The sequence below is a fragment of the Serratia sp. CY82433 genome (assembly GCF_052166535.1).
GTDB classification, from domain to species: domain Bacteria; phylum Pseudomonadota; class Gammaproteobacteria; order Enterobacterales; family Enterobacteriaceae; genus Serratia; species Serratia sarumanii.
Map to the genome: position 1 here is coordinate 1 of NZ_JBJNOR010000005.1, position 14,496 is coordinate 14,496.

The 14,496-nt window shown below is 61.5% G+C and carries 12 protein-coding genes; 2 read left to right on the forward strand and 10 right to left on the reverse strand.

Going from position 1 to position 14,496, the window contains the following annotated elements:
- Positions 1-320 precede the first annotated feature (320 nt).
- On the forward strand, positions 321-1,631 hold the full coding sequence (locus ACJ8PI_RS19680; protein ID WP_033654343.1) for an MFS family transporter: 1,311 nt from the start codon (positions 321-323) through the stop codon (positions 1,629-1,631).
- Between the two features lie 36 nt (positions 1,632-1,667).
- Here the strand turns inward: ACJ8PI_RS19680 and pssA are convergent, their stop codons facing one another.
- From pssA to trxC, 4 genes are all read right to left on the reverse strand, one after another.
- Complete coding sequence (gene pssA, locus ACJ8PI_RS19685) at positions 1,668-3,023, reverse strand: CDP-diacylglycerol--serine O-phosphatidyltransferase (RefSeq protein WP_033649759.1); 1,356 nt, start codon at positions 3,021-3,023, stop codon at positions 1,668-1,670.
- Positions 3,024-3,175: 152 nt separating this feature from the next.
- Complete coding sequence (locus ACJ8PI_RS19690) at positions 3,176-5,824, reverse strand: bifunctional acetate--CoA ligase family protein/GNAT family N-acetyltransferase (RefSeq protein WP_033654341.1); 2,649 nt, start codon at positions 5,822-5,824, stop codon at positions 3,176-3,178.
- A 48-nt stretch (positions 5,825-5,872) separates the two neighbouring features.
- Complete coding sequence (locus tag ACJ8PI_RS19695; protein WP_033649762.1) at positions 5,873-6,562, reverse strand: tRNA-uridine aminocarboxypropyltransferase; 690 nt, start codon at positions 6,560-6,562, stop codon at positions 5,873-5,875.
- A gap of 114 nt (positions 6,563-6,676) precedes the next feature.
- Positions 6,677-7,096, reverse strand: coding sequence for a thioredoxin TrxC (gene trxC, locus ACJ8PI_RS19700; RefSeq protein ID WP_004928868.1), 420 nt, complete (start codon positions 7,094-7,096; stop codon positions 6,677-6,679).
- A 207-nt stretch (positions 7,097-7,303) separates the two neighbouring features.
- Here trxC and ACJ8PI_RS19705 point away from each other — a divergent pair, with 207 nt between their 5' ends.
- Positions 7,304-8,392, forward strand: coding sequence for a tRNA/rRNA methyltransferase (locus tag ACJ8PI_RS19705; RefSeq protein WP_004928870.1), 1,089 nt, complete (start codon positions 7,304-7,306; stop codon positions 8,390-8,392).
- Positions 8,393-8,450: 58 nt separating this feature from the next.
- Here the strand turns inward: ACJ8PI_RS19705 and emrB are convergent, their stop codons facing one another.
- The 6 genes from emrB to ACJ8PI_RS19735 all read right to left on the reverse strand — a co-directional run bounded on the left by emrB (position 8,451) and on the right by ACJ8PI_RS19735 (position 14,445).
- On the reverse strand, positions 8,451-9,989 hold the full coding sequence (gene emrB / locus ACJ8PI_RS19710) for a multidrug efflux MFS transporter permease subunit EmrB (protein ID WP_033654339.1): 1,539 nt from the start codon (positions 9,987-9,989) through the stop codon (positions 8,451-8,453).
- 17 nt (positions 9,990-10,006) lie between these two features.
- Positions 10,007-11,179, reverse strand: a complete 1,173-nt coding sequence (gene emrA / locus ACJ8PI_RS19715; protein ID WP_164134610.1) for a multidrug efflux MFS transporter periplasmic adaptor subunit EmrA — start codon at positions 11,177-11,179, stop codon at positions 10,007-10,009.
- A gap of 23 nt (positions 11,180-11,202) precedes the next feature.
- Positions 11,203-12,654, reverse strand: a complete 1,452-nt coding sequence (locus ACJ8PI_RS19720; protein ID WP_033635706.1) for an efflux transporter outer membrane subunit — start codon at positions 12,652-12,654, stop codon at positions 11,203-11,205.
- A 27-nt stretch (positions 12,655-12,681) separates the two neighbouring features.
- Complete coding sequence (mprA, locus tag ACJ8PI_RS19725; RefSeq protein WP_004928879.1) at positions 12,682-13,200, reverse strand: transcriptional repressor MprA; 519 nt, start codon at positions 13,198-13,200, stop codon at positions 12,682-12,684.
- 161 nt (positions 13,201-13,361) lie between these two features.
- The gene (ygaH, locus tag ACJ8PI_RS19730; protein ID WP_033649768.1) at positions 13,362-13,709 is read right to left on the reverse strand and encodes an L-valine transporter subunit YgaH; all 348 of its coding nucleotides are present in this window, start codon (positions 13,707-13,709) and stop codon (positions 13,362-13,364) included.
- On the reverse strand, positions 13,699-14,445 hold the full coding sequence (locus tag ACJ8PI_RS19735) for an AzlC family ABC transporter permease (RefSeq protein WP_033649769.1): 747 nt from the start codon (positions 14,443-14,445) through the stop codon (positions 13,699-13,701). Before ACJ8PI_RS19735 ends, ygaH begins: the two co-directional genes overlap by 11 nt.
- Positions 14,446-14,496 lie beyond the last annotated feature (51 nt).

A 14,496-nucleotide genomic window follows, 5' to 3' on the forward strand; every position in this document is an offset into this window, starting at 1 on the left:
GAACGTTGCGAAGCAACGGCCCGAAGGGGGGCGGGCAGGACGCCCGCCATAAACTGCCAGGCATCAAACCAAGCCGAAAGCCCTGAACTGACGTTCAGGGCTTTTTGCTATGCGTAAAACGGAAAATCCCCGTTGCAATCCGCTTCAGCTTTCAGCGTGCGGTTTAATATTCATCACAAATTCCGCGCATTGTCCCTCCAAACGCCAGATATTCTTCGTCCGCTATTAAGTTTGGCTGTTAACTTATAAATAACAATAAAGTAACAACCAGAGCGGCAGGACGCCGAATTTCATCATTGCTATGGCTCGGAGAAAATACCATGACAGAAACAACCTCGGTTCTTGAGGATGAACGCGGCGTCGAACAGGGGGCGCTGGATAACAAAAAACGCATTTTTGCCATCGTCGGGGCTTCATCAGGCAATCTGGTGGAGTGGTTTGATTTTTACGTTTACTCCTTCTGCTCAATCTACTTTGCCGCCTCATTTTTTCCGGCGGGCAACAGCACGACACAACTGCTGCAAACTGCCGGTGTGTTCGCCGCCGGCTTCTTTATGCGGCCGATCGGCGGCTGGCTGTTCGGCTACATTGCCGATAAACACGGCCGAAAAAACTCAATGCTGCTTTCGGTCTGCATGATGTGCGCCGGATCGCTGGTGATCGCCTGTCTGCCGACGTATGAGTCGATCGGCAGCTGGGCGCCGGCGCTGCTGCTGATCGCGCGATTGTTCCAGGGGCTGTCTGTGGGCGGCGAGTACGGCACCAGCGCCACCTACATGAGCGAGGTGGCAATCAAGGGGCGGCGCGGCTTCTACGCATCGTTCCAGTATGTCACGCTGATCGGCGGGCAACTGCTGGCGCTGCTGGTATTGGTGATCCTGCAGCAGATATTGTCCGGCGAAGAGCTGAAGGCCTGGGGATGGCGCATCCCGTTTGCCTTGGGGGCCGTGTTGGCGGTGGTGGCGTTGTACCTGCGCCGTTCGCTGAATGAAACCTCCGATGCGAAAACACGTAACCACCAAGATGCCGGTTCGCTGACGGGGCTATGGAAAAACCGCAAGGCGTTTGTGATGGTGTTGGGCTTTACCGCCGCCGGTTCACTGACCTTTTACACTTTTACCACCTATATGCAGAAATATCTGGTGAACACCGCCGGTATGGACGCCAAGCTGGCCAGCGCCATCATGACCGCCGCGCTGTTCGTCTTCATGTTGCTGCAGCCGGCGGCAGGCGCGTTCTCGGACAAAATCGGCCGTCGCAGCTCGATGCTGATCTTCTCGGCATTGGCCACCCTGTTGACGGTGCCGATCCTGTTCGCCCTGAAAGGGGTGAGCAACCCCTTTATGGCGTTCGGCCTGATCGTACTGGCGCTGTTCGTTGTCAGCTTTTACACCTCGATCAGCGGGCTGCTTAAAGCCGAGATGTTCCCGCCGGAGGTGCGTGCGTTAGGGGTAGGCTTGTCTTATGCGGTAGCGAATGCCCTGTTCGGCGGTTCGGCGGAATATGTCGCGCTGTCGCTTAAATCGTTCGGCGTGGAAAATGCCTTCTTCTGGTATGTTTCCGGCATGTGCCTGCTGGCGTTGCTGGTCTCACTCCGGCTGCATCGCAAAGGCAAGGAAATACAGCTGTAATAAAAACCCCGGCCTTGGCCGGGGTCAGAGTAGATCTTACAGGATACGGCTAATCAACCGATCGATGCGGATACGCCGTAGACGGCGAATCAGCTTGCGCACCTTGATCGGGTACTGCTGAATGCTTTGCAGCTCCTGATAATGGCCGACCACGGTGGTGTGAGTGCGGATGCACTCCAGTTCTGTTTGCCGTTGCTCGCGCATTTCCTGCTTGGGATCGTGGATCAGAATGGCGTTTTCCAGATCCAACCGCCAGGCGCGCGGGTTGAGGTTATTGCCGGTAATCAGCTGCCACTCTTCGTCAACCCACATGCCTTTCAGATGATAGCTGTTATCGCCATCCTTCCACAGACGCACGATCAGCTGCCCGGTGTCGATATAGCGCTGCAAGCGGCTCAGAAAACGGCGCAGGTTGATCTCGTACAGGTAGGGCAGCGCGCCGATGATTTTGAACGGCTGGTCTTCCGGAATATAGAAGTCGTTGGCGGTCTTGTCGCCGACGATGATCTCCACCTGTTTGCCCTGGCGCAGCAGATAAATGATATTGCGCACCAGCAGCGCCGGCAGGTTGAAATAAGGGGTGCATAGCGTCAGTTTCTGGTCGGCGCACGACATCAGGTGATGAATGGTTTTATTCAGCACGCTTTGCTTGCCAAGCCCAACCAGCGGCGTCACCGCCAACTCATCGTTGCCGGCCTTGCCGCGGAAGTGATAGCCGGCGCGGCGCAGGGCGAAACGGAACAGGCGGGTCTCGTTTTTGATCTCCGGGCTTTTCGGCCGATCGCTGCGATCGAGGCGCTGTACGGCGCCGGCGGTGAGCAGATGCTGCTTGATGTAATCGATCAGGGTATCGGCCAACACCTCGTTGGTGATCAGCTGGTAGCGATCGTAACGGTATTTCTCATGCTGATGCAGATAAACGTCGTTGATGCTGGCGCCGCTGTAGATCACGGTATCGTCGACCACAAAGCCCTTCAGGTGCAGTACGCCCAACGCTTCGCGGGTATTGACCGGCACGCCGTAGATAGGCACCGACTGCTCGGGATGTTGGCCGGCCATGGCGCAGTACCAGTCGGCGTTGGTATTGGCGGCGGCGGCGCCGATACGGCCGCGCTGTGCGCGGTGCCAGTCGACCAGCACGCAGATTTCCAGCTCGGGCCGCCGCTGCTTGGCTTGATACAGCGCGTTGAGGATCTCGCGCCCGGCGTCGTCATGCTCCAGATACAGGGCCACCAGATAGATGCGTTGGGTAGCGTTGGCGATGGCGTCCAGCAGCGTGGTGCGAAAATCGGACGGCGCGTACAACGTACGAACATCAGCAACCGTCTGGGGGAGTTTGGGCAGTTGTGCAAGGTGTTGTTGATGTTTGCTACGTTTAAATTTTGACAACATCACAGTGCGTTTCTTCTCTCATGATTGATGGCCGGAACGCCACAGGCATAAAAACATTAAACCGAATAATCGGGCGATAATACCATTAGTTGCCTCGATTGTGCGTATGTTTTGGCGTTAAGTGGTGGATTCGTAGCGCATTGCGACGCAGGTCACTGCGCGTCGGCGGCCTGCAGCGGCAGCGTCAGATTGACGATGCCGTCCTCAAGCTGCACCTCGATGCCAAAGCCCAGCCGCTGCGCCAACGCGATCATGCCGCGGTTATTCGGCATGGTGATGCCGCTCAGACGGGTCAGGCCATGGGCGCGCGCATAGGCGATCATTTTCTCCAGCAGCTGGCGGCCCAGACCCAGGCCTTTCAGGTCGGAACGCACCAGCACGGCGAATTCGGCGTCGGTGTTGTCCGGATCGGACAGCGCGCGGGTCACGCCGATGATCTCGTCTGCGCGCACCGCCACAAAGGCCATTTCTCGATCGTAGTCGATCTGCGTCATGTTGGCCAAATCGTCATGGGTAAACTCGTTGATCTCGCTGAAGTAGCGATAATAGAGGTCTTCCTTGGTCACCCGGTCAATGAAATGCTTCAGCGCCGGCTCGTCTTCCGGCAGGATCGGGCGGAACAGGCATTGGCTGCCGTCTTTCAACGCGATGGTTTCTTCCAGCTCATGCGGATAAGGGCGAATCGCCAGCCGCGCCTGCGGATCGCCGCTGAACGGCGCGAGCTGCATCGAAACGTCCAGCAGGGTGAATTCGCTGCCGGAGGCCAGCACCGGGTGAATATCCAGCCGGGCGATCTCCGGGCAGTCGAGGATCAGGTTGGAGACCTGCACCAGCAGGCGGCTCAGCCCGGGGATATCCAAAGGCCGCAGCGCGCTGCGGCCGCGGATCTTGCCGCCTTTCACCGCCTGCAGCACCAGATAACGCGCCAGCGCCATGTTCAGCGGCGGCAGCGCGACCGCCACCTGATTTTCCTGTCGCCATTCCACGCCGCCTTCGCCCAGCATGATCAGCGGGCCGAAAATCGCATCCTGCTCCACCGCGATGCGCAGCTCCTGGGCACCGGCGCGGTTGGCCATGCTCTGCACCAGCAGGCCGTGAATGCGTGCCTGGGGGTAGGTGCGCTTCACGCGGTCGAGGATCGCCTCCGCCGCGCGCTGCACTTCGGTCGCGGTGCGCAGGTAGAGCATGACGCCCTGAACTTCCGATTTATGCGGGATATCCGGCGAACGCAGCTTCAGCGCCACCGGGTAGCCGATCTGTTCGGCGATGTGTACCGCTTCGGCGCTGTCTTCGGCGATCCAGGTCGGCAGGGTGCTCAGGTCATAGGCCTGCAGAATGGATTGCACCTCGTGGGTATCCAGCTGGGTGGCGCCTTCGGCCAGCGCCTGATGGATAAGGCGGTGGGCGTCGGCGGTGTTGGCGGTCAGGCCGATCGGCAGCGCCGGCGTCTCTTTCAGCTGCTTCTGATTGCGGCGGTATTCCACCATATGCATAAAGGCGGTCACCGCGCCTTCCGGGGTGCGGTAGGTGGGAATGGCGGCCTCGGTAAACAGCCGGCGCGCCTCTTGAGAAGAGTATTCGCCGCACCAGTTGGTCAGCAACGTGATGCGCTTGCCGCGCGCATGGCGATGCAGCGCGTCGATCAGCCGTTCCGCCGTGGCGGTGCCCGGCGCCGCCGCGCTCGGCGCGTGGATCAACAGCAGCGCGTCATAGTCGTGGCTGTCGAGCAGCGCTTCGATTGCCGCCAGGAAGCGCTGCGGCGTGGCGTCATCTCGCAGGTCGAGCGGATTGCCGGCGCGGATGAAATCCGGCAGCGCGTCGCTCAATTTTGCCAGGCTCTCATCGCTCAGCGTGGCCAGCTTGCCGTTGCGTCCGAGCAGTTCGTCCAGCGCCATCGCCGCCGGCGCCGCCCCGTTGCTGACGATCATCAGCCGCTCGCCGCGCAGCGGATGCATATGGCTGAGGGTTTCCACCGCCGAGAACAGCTCGTGGGTATCCTGCACGCGCAGCAGGCCGGCGCGCTGGATGGCGGCGTCGTAGGCGGCGTCCAGCCCCAGCTGGCTGTTGAGCAGCAGCTGCGCCTGTTGGCTGCGGCCGCTTTTGATCACCAGAATGGGCTTGTTGCGTGAGGCGCTGCGCGAGGCGGAGAGAAAGCGCCGCGCGTCGCTGATGTTTTCCAGATACAGCAGGATGGCGCTGGTCTTGCTGTCGCGCGCCAAAAAGTCGAGCAGGTCGTCGACGTCGATATCCAGGCTGTCGCCCAGCGCGATGAAGTAGGAGAAACCGACTTCGCGCTGCTGCGCCCAGTCGAGAATGGTGTTGGCCACGGCGGCGGACTGCGAGATAAACGCCAGCTTGCCCTTTTGGATCGGCACCGGCGAGAAGCTGGCGTTGATGCCCTGCCACGGCGCCAGCAGCCCCAGGCTGTTGGGCCCTAACAGCCGCATGGCGTAGCGCTGTGCGCAGGCCTTCAGCTCGGCGAACTGTTCCGGCGGCGAAGAGAGCACGATGGCGGTTTTGCAGCCGCGTTGGCCCAGCGCTTCAATCAGCGCCAAATTGCGTTTGGCGTGGGTGCAGATGATCGCCAGATCCGGCGTCAGCGGCAGGCTGGCGACGTCGGGATAGGCCATCACGCCGCATACCGCCTTGTAGCGCGGCGTGACCGGCAAGATGGGCCCGCCGAAACCGCCGGCCAGCAGGTTGCTCATCATCAGGTTGCCGGCGCGGCCGGGCTGCTGCGACGCGCCCAGCACGGCGATCGATTTGGGACGTAGTAGCGCTTCTAACCCTCGCTGGCTCATGCACGGCTCCTTTTGGCAACGTTACGCCTGATTTTAGGCGCTTTCTGGCTACATTGCTGTGACCGGTGCCTCCGGCCGGGTCGGTTTTCCCGCCAGATACTGTTGACGGAAATAGCGGAAATGCTGATTCAAACCGTCGGCGGCCGGCAGATCGCCCGCCTGTTGCAGCAGGGCGGCGGCCACTTCCGCCGTGCAGTGTTGCTCGGCGCGGCTGGCTTCTCGCAGCTGGTAGTCCGATGCCGCGTCGACGTTGAGGGAAAACACCGGGAATTGATTGAGGTACGGGCTTTTACGGAACATTTTGCGCGCTTCCGCCCAGGTGCCGTCCAGCATGATGAACAGCGGCGGTTTGCCGCCGGCGGGCAGCTCGCTGAACACCGGCCGTTCGGCGTCGGCGTAGGAAGCGGGGAACACCACGTAAGGCTGTCGCGTAGGATCGTTAATAGCCGCCAGCAGGGCGGGATCGATCTCGGTGCGTGACCAGAGAAACGCCTGGGTGTCCGGCAGGATATCGGCGATCAGGCGGCCGGTGTTGCTGGGCTTGAGCGGCTCGGCGCCGAACATGATCAGGCAGAAACGGCTGCCGGCTTGCTGCGGGCGAATGGTGTCGCACAGGCAGTTTTTATGCGGTAGCAGGCAACCCTGACAACGCGCCACCCGGCAACCGCGCGCCAGAAAAGGGCGGGTGGCGCGGTCTAAACGGAATTGGCGCAGGCGAAGTACGGCGTTGTCGGTCATAACGATCCTGGGGAAAAACCGCCATTGTAACGCAGAAAAAAGCCCGCCGGGAGGGGCGGGCTCGATCGCGGCACGTTCGCGCGCGATGGCGGGATACGGCCTATACTTGCCGAATCACACTAACTCGTTGAGCCAGTTGTCAAACGGCGCTTTCGGCATCGCGCCGTTGAGCATATCGACCATTTTGCCCTGACGGAACACCATGATGGTCGGGATGCTGCGGATGCGGAAACGGGCGCTCAGCTCCGGCTCGGCTTCGGTGTTCACTTTCACGAAGCGCACTTTGCCGGCGCGCTCTTCGGCCACGTCTTCAAAGATCGGCGCAAAGCTGCGGCACGGGCCGCACCACGGCGCCCAGAAATCGACCACGACCGGCAGATCGTCCTGCAGCAACTGGTCCAGCGTGGCGGCGGTGGCGTTGATCACTTCACCGTCGAAGAGCTCATGGCCGCAGCGGCCGCATTTCGCGTTGTCCGCCAGACGCTCTTCCGGCACGCGGTTGGTGGCATTGCAAGCTGCACAAACTGTATTCATGTTGACCTCGGGTACAGAGAAAGCATGGTCCCCGCAACGCGGTTGCGGAGATGTTTCTTTAATGCTGACAATTATCGGCAAAACCCGGCGCATGAACAATGAGGTTTGTTCAATGGATGTGATAGTTGGGAGCTTTTAGCGCAAGTTGGTGGCTTCGTGCACCAACATCAGGTAATCTTCGCGCCCTGCGCGTTGGTGGAGAAGACAATGAACGATTCATTTAGTGGCAAGAACGGTAAAGTCAAAGTGATGTACGTCCGCAGTGACGACGACAACGGCGACGACCGCAACAAGAATAAACGTCCGGCCGGCAAAGGCCGTCCGGCTGACGGTGCGCGCTCAGGCCGCACCGGTCAAGACAAGGCGCGCGGCGGCAACGATCGCCGCGGCGCCGACTCCCGCCGCAGTGAAAGCGATCGTCCTCGCCGTCCGGCGCGCTCTGAAGATCGCGGCGGCAACGAGTCGCCGTGGAGAACCGTCTCGCGCGCGCCGAATGAAGAGCCGGCGTTCGATCACGGCGGCATCAGCGGCAAAAGCTTTATCGATCCTGAGCAACTGCGCCGCCAGCGCGCGGAAGAAACCCGCGTTTACGGTGAAAACGCCTGTCAGGCGCTGTTCGCCAGCCGCCCGGAAGCGATCGTGCGCGCCTGGTTCGTGCAGTCGGTCACCCCGCGCTTCCGCGAAGCGCTGCGCTGGATGGCGGCCAACCGCAAGGCTTACCACGTGGTGGATGAGGAAGAGCTGGCCAAGGCTTCCGGCACCGAGCACCACGGCGGCGTGTGCTTCCTGATCAAAAAACGTCAGGGTCTGGACGCGCAAACCTACCTGAAAACCGCCCCGGCGACCGACTGCGTGCTGGCGCTGGAAGAAGTGGGCAACCCGCATAACCTGGGCGCCATCGTCCGTTCGTGCGCCCACTTCGGCGTCAACGGCGTGCTGCTGCAGGATCCGGCGCTGCTGGAGTCCGGCGCGGCGGTGCGTACCGCAGAAGGCGGCGCTGAGCATATCAAGGCGATCAACGCCGACGATTTCCTGTCGGTGCTGGATACCTTCCGCAAGGCGGGTTACACCATCGTTACCACCTCCAGCCATAAAGGCACCGCGCTGGCGCAGGCCAAGCTGCCGGCCAAGATGGTGCTGGTGCTGGGCCAGGAACGCGACGGTCTGAGCGACAGCGCCTGGCAGCAGGGCGACATGAACGTCTCGATCGGCGGCACAGGCAAGGTGGAAAGCCTGAACGTTTCCGTGGCGACCGGCATTCTGCTGGCGGACTGGTGGCGTCAGAATCAGGCGTAATCTTTTCTACGTCGGATAAAAAACGGGCGCCCCAGGGCGCCCGTTTCGTTATTGAAGCTTAGTGAGCGCCGCCGCCCCCACCGCCGCCGGAGCTGAACGGCGGTTTCGCCACCCACACCAGCGCCAGCAGCACCAGGAATACCCCGGCCGACAGCCAGAAGATCTCGTTGGCGGAGATGATCAGGCCTTGCGCGGTGATCTCGTTGGCGATGTAGGCCGACGCCTGCTGCTTGCTCATGCCGAGCTGCTCCAACTGCCGGTACATCTCCTGCGACTGCGGGTTGTACGGGTTGACGAACTCCGTCAGCTGCGAATGGTGCTGCGATTCGCGCTGCGTCCACAGGGTGGTGGTGATCGAGGTGCCGATCGAACCCGCCAGCGTCCGCGTGAAGTTCGACAGGCTCGACGCCGCCGCCATGCGTTCCGGCGGCAGGCCGGACAGCGTGATGGTGGTCAACGGCATGAAGAAGCAGGCGATGGCGAAGCCCTGAACGAACTGCGGCCAGGCGGACGCGCCGAAGTCCATGCCCGGTTCAAACGTATAGGCACGCCAGTAGAAGCACACGGCATACATGATGAAGCTGAAAGTCACCAGCTTGCGCATGTCGAGCCGGTTGCCGAACTTGCCGATGATCGGCGACAGCAGCACCGGGATCAGCCCGACCGGCGCCGACGCCAGCCCAGCCCAGGTGGCGGTATAGCCGTACACCTCTTGCAGCAGCTGCGGCAACAGCACGATGGCGCCGAAGTACAGCATGTAGGCCAGGCTGATGCACAGGCAGCCGATGGTGAAGTTGCGCGACTTGAACAGCGACAGATCCACCACCGGATGGTCGTCCGTCAGCTCCCACACCACCAGGAACAGCAGCGCTACTACCGCCACGACGGTGAGCGTGATGATCTCGGTCGAGTTGAACCAGTCCAGCTCCTTGCCCTGATCGAGCATCACCTGCAGCGAACCGATGCCGACGATCAGCAGCACCAGGCCGACGGTGTCGATCGGTTTGATCTCGGTTTTGGTTTCTCGCCCCTTCAGCGTCGCCATCGCCGCCACGATCACGAAGGCGCCGATCGGGATGTTGATGAAGAAGATCCAGCCCCAATGGTAGTTGTCGCTGATGTAACCGCCGAGGATCGGCCCGAAGATCGGCGCGACGATAACGGTCATCGACCAAAGCGCCAGGGCCATCGCCCGCTTGGCGGGCGGGTAGTTGTTCAGCAACAGGCTCTGCGACAGCGGGATCAGCGGCCCGGCCACCACGCCCTGGATCACGCGGAAGAAGATCAGCATGCCGAGGCTGTTGGAGATGCCGCACAGCCAGGAGGCGAGGACGAACAGCGCGGTGGACCAGAGGAACAGCCGCACTTCGCCGATGCGCTTCGCCAGCCAGCCGGTGATCGGGATCGAGATGGCGTTCGCCACGCCGAACGAGGTGATCACCCAGGTGCCCTGCGAGTTGGAAGACCCGAGGTTACCGGCAATGGTGGGGATCGCCACGTTGGCGATGGTGGAGTCCAGCACCTGCATGAAGGTCGCCATGGCGAGCGCGACCGTCATCCAGGCGAGCTGGGCGCCTTCAAGCGGTTTCTGTGGCAAGATGGCCTCCCGCGCGCTTAGCCGGCGTTCGCATGGATCACGTCGGCGATCAGCTGATTAACCGGCGCCAGGTTCAAGGCCAGCGCGTCGCTCTGGTACAGCGGTTTGTCGCGCACCACGTCGGCCAGCACGCGGCCGTCCAGGTTGGCGGTGTCGACGGTCACCAGCGTAGAAAGACCGATGCGCAGCGGATGGTCGGCCACCTGCTTGGCGTCGAGCTCAATACGCACCGGCAGACGTTGCACCACTTTGATCCAGTTGCCGGTGGCGTTCTGGGCCGGCAGCAGCGAGAAGGCGCTGCCGGTGCCCATGTCGATACCGGCCACTTTGCCCTGATACACCACGTCGTCGCCGTAGACGTCGCTGACCACCGTCGCCGGCTGGCCGATGCGCATGTTGGCGATCTGGGTTTCCTTGAAGTTGGCGTCAACCCAGATGTGATCGGCCGGCACCACCGCCATCAGCGGCGAACCGGCGGCGATCTGCGCGCCGACCTGCACGCTGCGGCGCGAGACATAGCCGGTAATGGGGCTAATCACTTTGGTACGCTGCAGCGCCAGCCAGGCGTCGCGCATTTGCGCAGCGGCCTGTTGGATCGCCGGCTGCTGTTCCAGCGGGGTATTCAGCACCATCGCCTGGTTGGCGTTGTATTGCTGCACCGCCACTTCCAGCGCGGCCTTGGCGCTGTCGACCGCATTGCGAGCGTGTTGCAGCTCTTCGCGGCCGATGGCGTCAACGCTGCCCAGCACCACGCGGCGCTTCAGATCGTTCTCGGCCTTGCTCAGATCGGTCTTGCGCAGGGCGATGTTGGCCTGATACTGCTTGCTGTTGATGATCAGCTGGTGGGTCTGACGCACGCTGTTGGCCAGGCCGGTCTTGGCGCGTTCAAACGCCTGCTCGGCATCGGTCGGATCGAGCGTCAGCAGCACGTCGCCCTGCTTGACGTAGTCGGTGTTGTCGAAATTGACGCTGTTCACGCTGCCGGACACCTGGGCCATGATCTGCACCTGGTTGCCGGAGACGTAGGCGTCGTCGGTTTCCTGGTGATGACGCAGCACCAGGAACCAATACACTAAGTAAGCCACCCCTATAACAATGAAAATAACCGTCAGCAACAGCAGCCAAAATTTACGCTGCTTCTTTTTGCCGCTCGGCTGCTGCGGGTTTTGGATTTCCGCGCTTGCGCTCATGGTGTTCTCCAAGCCTTATATTATTATGCTTTCGAATCCGCTGCGGCCGGGGCCTGATAGCCACCGCCCAGCGCACGGATCAGTCCTATCTTCGCCTGCAGTAAGTTGCTGCTGGCATTCAACTCCGCCTGTTGCTGCTGCAATAGCTGCGTCTGGCTGGTCAACAGATCGTCGCGCCCGATAATCCCTGCCTGGTAACGGGCGTTGGCGACCTGATACACCTGTTGCATCGACTGGGCCGCGGACGCCGCCTGCAGCTGCTGTTGCGCAGAACTCTGCTGGATGGTGATGGCGTCGGCGGTTTCCTGTACCGCATTCAGGATGGTTTGGTTGTAGGATTCCACCGCTTCGTCATACAGCGCGGATTCCTCGCCCAGCTTGCTGCGCAGCGCCCCGGCGTGGAAGATCGGCAGCGAAATCGCCGGCATCACGTTCCAGGCCTGGCTGGCCGCTTCAAACAGATTCGGGCTGGTGCCACTGGTATTGGTGGTCATCAGGCCGGCGAAGGCTGAAATGGTCAGGCTGGGGTAAAACTCTTTACGCGCGGCGCTGACGCGCTGGCTGTAAGACTCCACCAGCTGGCGTTGCGCGGCGATGTCCGGGCGTTTGCCCAGCAGATCCGCCGTCAGCTCGCCCTGCGGCGCCATCAGGTTGTCTGCGGGCAAAGGCACCTGACGCAGGTGCTGCATGGCGTTCGGCCCCTGGCCCGCCAGCGCGGCGAGTTGGTGCCGGAGCTGCTCGATCTGCGACTGCAGCTGCAGGATCTGCTGCTTGGCGACGTCGGACTGCGCCTGGGTTTGTTGCGGCACGTCGACGCCGGTCAGGCCGGCCTGATAGCGCTGTTGGCGCAGCGCGGTCAGGCGCTCATTGTTGTTCACTTCCTGCTGCAGCAGCTTCTCGAGCGCCAGATTGCTCTGCAGCTGATAGTAGGCGGACGCCACCGAGCTGGTCAGCGTCAGCGCCGCCTGTTCCTGCTCGGCGCGCGCGGCGTTGACCTGCGCTTTGGCGGCGTTCACCTGGTTGCGGTATTTGCCCCACCAGTCGAACTCGTACGCCAGGTTCAACCCCAGCGAGTTGGAGCTTGAATAGATCGGTTTATGCGGATACCCCAACCCCATATTGACGTTTTGCGGCACGCGCTGGCGCTGGGTGCTGGCGTTCAGATCCAGGTTCGGCCCGTTGGCGGCGCTGGCTTCGCCCACCACGCTTTGCGCTTCGCGCACGCGGGCGGCGGCCTGCCGCAGGGTCGGCGAGCTTTGCAGCGTTTGCGTCATCAGGGTATCCAACTGCGGATCCTTGAGGGCACGCCACCACTGCGGGCTGACGGCCAGCGAACTGACTTTCGGCTGAGCCAACTGCAGGCTCTGCGGATCCATCAGCGTGGATTGCGGGGCAATATTATCGGTCGAAGCACACCCGGCCAGCAGCAACACGGCGAACAGCGGGGTGAATCTCCAGTTAAATGGGGATCGCATAATAGGTACCTGAACAGAAATTGTGAATTAGGGTAACTGTTCTGTGATTTCCATTTGATCCAGACGTGCCAGCAATTTGCGCGTCAGCTGTTCCAGCTGTTTTTGCTCATCGTCGGTCAACGTGGACCACAGGAAATGCAGACATTGGTGCTGCGGCGGCAGCAGTTGACTGAGAAACTCTTCCCCCTGCGGTGTCAGATGCAGATGCAGGCAGCGGCGATCGTTGTCGCTTTCCCGGCGCTCGATCCAGCCGCGTTTCTCCAGCTCATCGGCGATGCGGGTCGCATTGGTGCGCGAGGAGCCCAAGGCAGAGCTTAGCTCAGAAGGTTGGATGCTGTGGCTCTCCTGCGCATCCAGGGTAATCAGCGCCATAAACAGTGTTTCGTTAATCCCCTGCGCCTTGAGCATCTTATTGCGGTTTTCCAGCAGCTTGCCTTGCATGTGCATGCACAGGCGGGTCAGCAGGATTTCCTGATAAGGGAAATCTTTCTGCCGCGTGGCGCGGAAATTCAGCATTTGTTCTATGGGGGCAAACGAGCTTTCCATAATTTAGGGCCTCATTAATTTCGTTCGAGATAGTAACGACGGTGACTAATAATGTAAATGTTCAGCCGTGCGGATAATTTAGCAATTCGTGTCATTTGTCAGTGTTTGTAAAGATGTGGCGCCTGAAAACGCCAAAGTGAAGCCAAACGATCGGAGCGGCGTCAGCCCGGACCGAAAAGCATTAACAGCTTTAATGTGACGCCAAAGGCCGTCGCGCCGAGCAGCGTCGACAGAATGATGCTTTTGCTGCGGTAGAAGCACAGCGCCAGCGCGGCGAACCCCACCAACGTCGGCAGCAGCTTGTCCGGTTCGCGCATCACCACCGGCGTGCTGGAGACCACCAGCAGGGCGCAGATCGAGGCGATGCCGATGCTGTCGAGCAGCAGGGCGGCTTTACCGCGTTTGAGGCCGGGCTGGGCGCGCGCCGGCGCCAGCCGCAGCGGCAGATAACGGAACAGGTAATTGGCGCAGCCCACCACCAGACCGATCGCCAGCACATCAGTGTTCATGGGGGGCCTCCGCAGGGGCTGGCTGGAACAGGGCGGCGACGCAACCGGCGCCGATGCCGGCCAAAATGGCGACCGGAATGGAGAACAGCACTACGCCGAGCAGCGCGCCGGCCAGCGCGGCGGCGATAGTCAGGCTCTGCGGGCGGCGGAAGGCGGCCAGCAGGAAGCTGAGAAACAGCGCCGGCAGCATGAAGGCCAGCGAGGCTTCTATCACCGGGAACTGCTCCAGCGGGCCGTTGCCGAACAGCGCGCCGAGCGCGGTGCCGGCTACCCAGGAGAGCCAGGAACAGAGCGCGATGCCCAGCATCCAGTTTTCGCTCCAGCTGCGGTTATTGCGCATCAGCCTGGCGGTCGCGGCGGCGAAAACTTCATCGGTCAGGCCAAAGGCCCACATCGCCGTTTTTCCGGGGGACATGCGCGAGACGATGCGGTGACGCAGCGCCGGGCCGTACAGCAGGTGGCGCACGTCCATCGCCATCACCGTCAACGCGGAGACCCACAGCGACATTCCGGCGCTCAGCAGGGCGGTGATCACGAACTGGCTGGCGCCGGCGTAGATGATGCAGGAGAAGAAAATGCTTTCCAGCGGGGAAAAGCCCAGTTTGACGGCGCTGAGGCCGAAGGCGAACGCCACCGGGACATACCCGATGACGATCGGCAAACTGTCGACGACGCCGTTGGCGAAGGTGGCGCTGACGGCGGGCGGATTGAGGCTGTCTGCAGCTTGGCTTTGCATGGTTGTGGGTCGCAGGGTAGATAGGACTTCAATAGTTTATGGCCAGAACAT

What these genes read in the sequence shown, in the direction of transcription:
- ACJ8PI_RS19680 (WP_033654343.1), top strand. Translation starts at nt 321, where the DNA reads ATGACAGAAACAACCTCGGTTCTTGAGGATGAACGCGGCGTCGAACAG.
- pssA (WP_033649759.1), bottom strand. Translation starts at nt 3,023, where the DNA reads ATGTTGTCAAAATTTAAACGTAGCAAACATCAACAACACCTTGCACAA.
- ACJ8PI_RS19690 (WP_033654341.1), bottom strand. Translation starts at nt 5,824, where the DNA reads ATGAGCCAGCGAGGGTTAGAAGCGCTACTACGTCCCAAATCGATCGCC.
- ACJ8PI_RS19695 (WP_033649762.1), bottom strand. Translation starts at nt 6,562, where the DNA reads ATGACCGACAACGCCGTACTTCGCCTGCGCCAATTCCGTTTAGACCGC.
- trxC (WP_004928868.1), bottom strand. Translation starts at nt 7,096, where the DNA reads ATGAATACAGTTTGTGCAGCTTGCAATGCCACCAACCGCGTGCCGGAA.
- ACJ8PI_RS19705 (WP_004928870.1), top strand. Translation starts at nt 7,304, where the DNA reads ATGAACGATTCATTTAGTGGCAAGAACGGTAAAGTCAAAGTGATGTAC.
- emrA (WP_164134610.1), bottom strand. Translation starts at nt 11,179, where the DNA reads ATGAGCGCAAGCGCGGAAATCCAAAACCCGCAGCAGCCGAGCGGCAAA.
- ACJ8PI_RS19720 (WP_033635706.1), bottom strand. Translation starts at nt 12,654, where the DNA reads ATGCGATCCCCATTTAACTGGAGATTCACCCCGCTGTTCGCCGTGTTG.
- mprA (WP_004928879.1), bottom strand. Translation starts at nt 13,200, where the DNA reads ATGGAAAGCTCGTTTGCCCCCATAGAACAAATGCTGAATTTCCGCGCC.
- ygaH (WP_033649768.1), bottom strand. Translation starts at nt 13,709, where the DNA reads ATGAACACTGATGTGCTGGCGATCGGTCTGGTGGTGGGCTGCGCCAAT.
- ACJ8PI_RS19735 (WP_033649769.1), bottom strand. Translation starts at nt 14,445, where the DNA reads ATGCAAAGCCAAGCTGCAGACAGCCTCAATCCGCCCGCCGTCAGCGCC.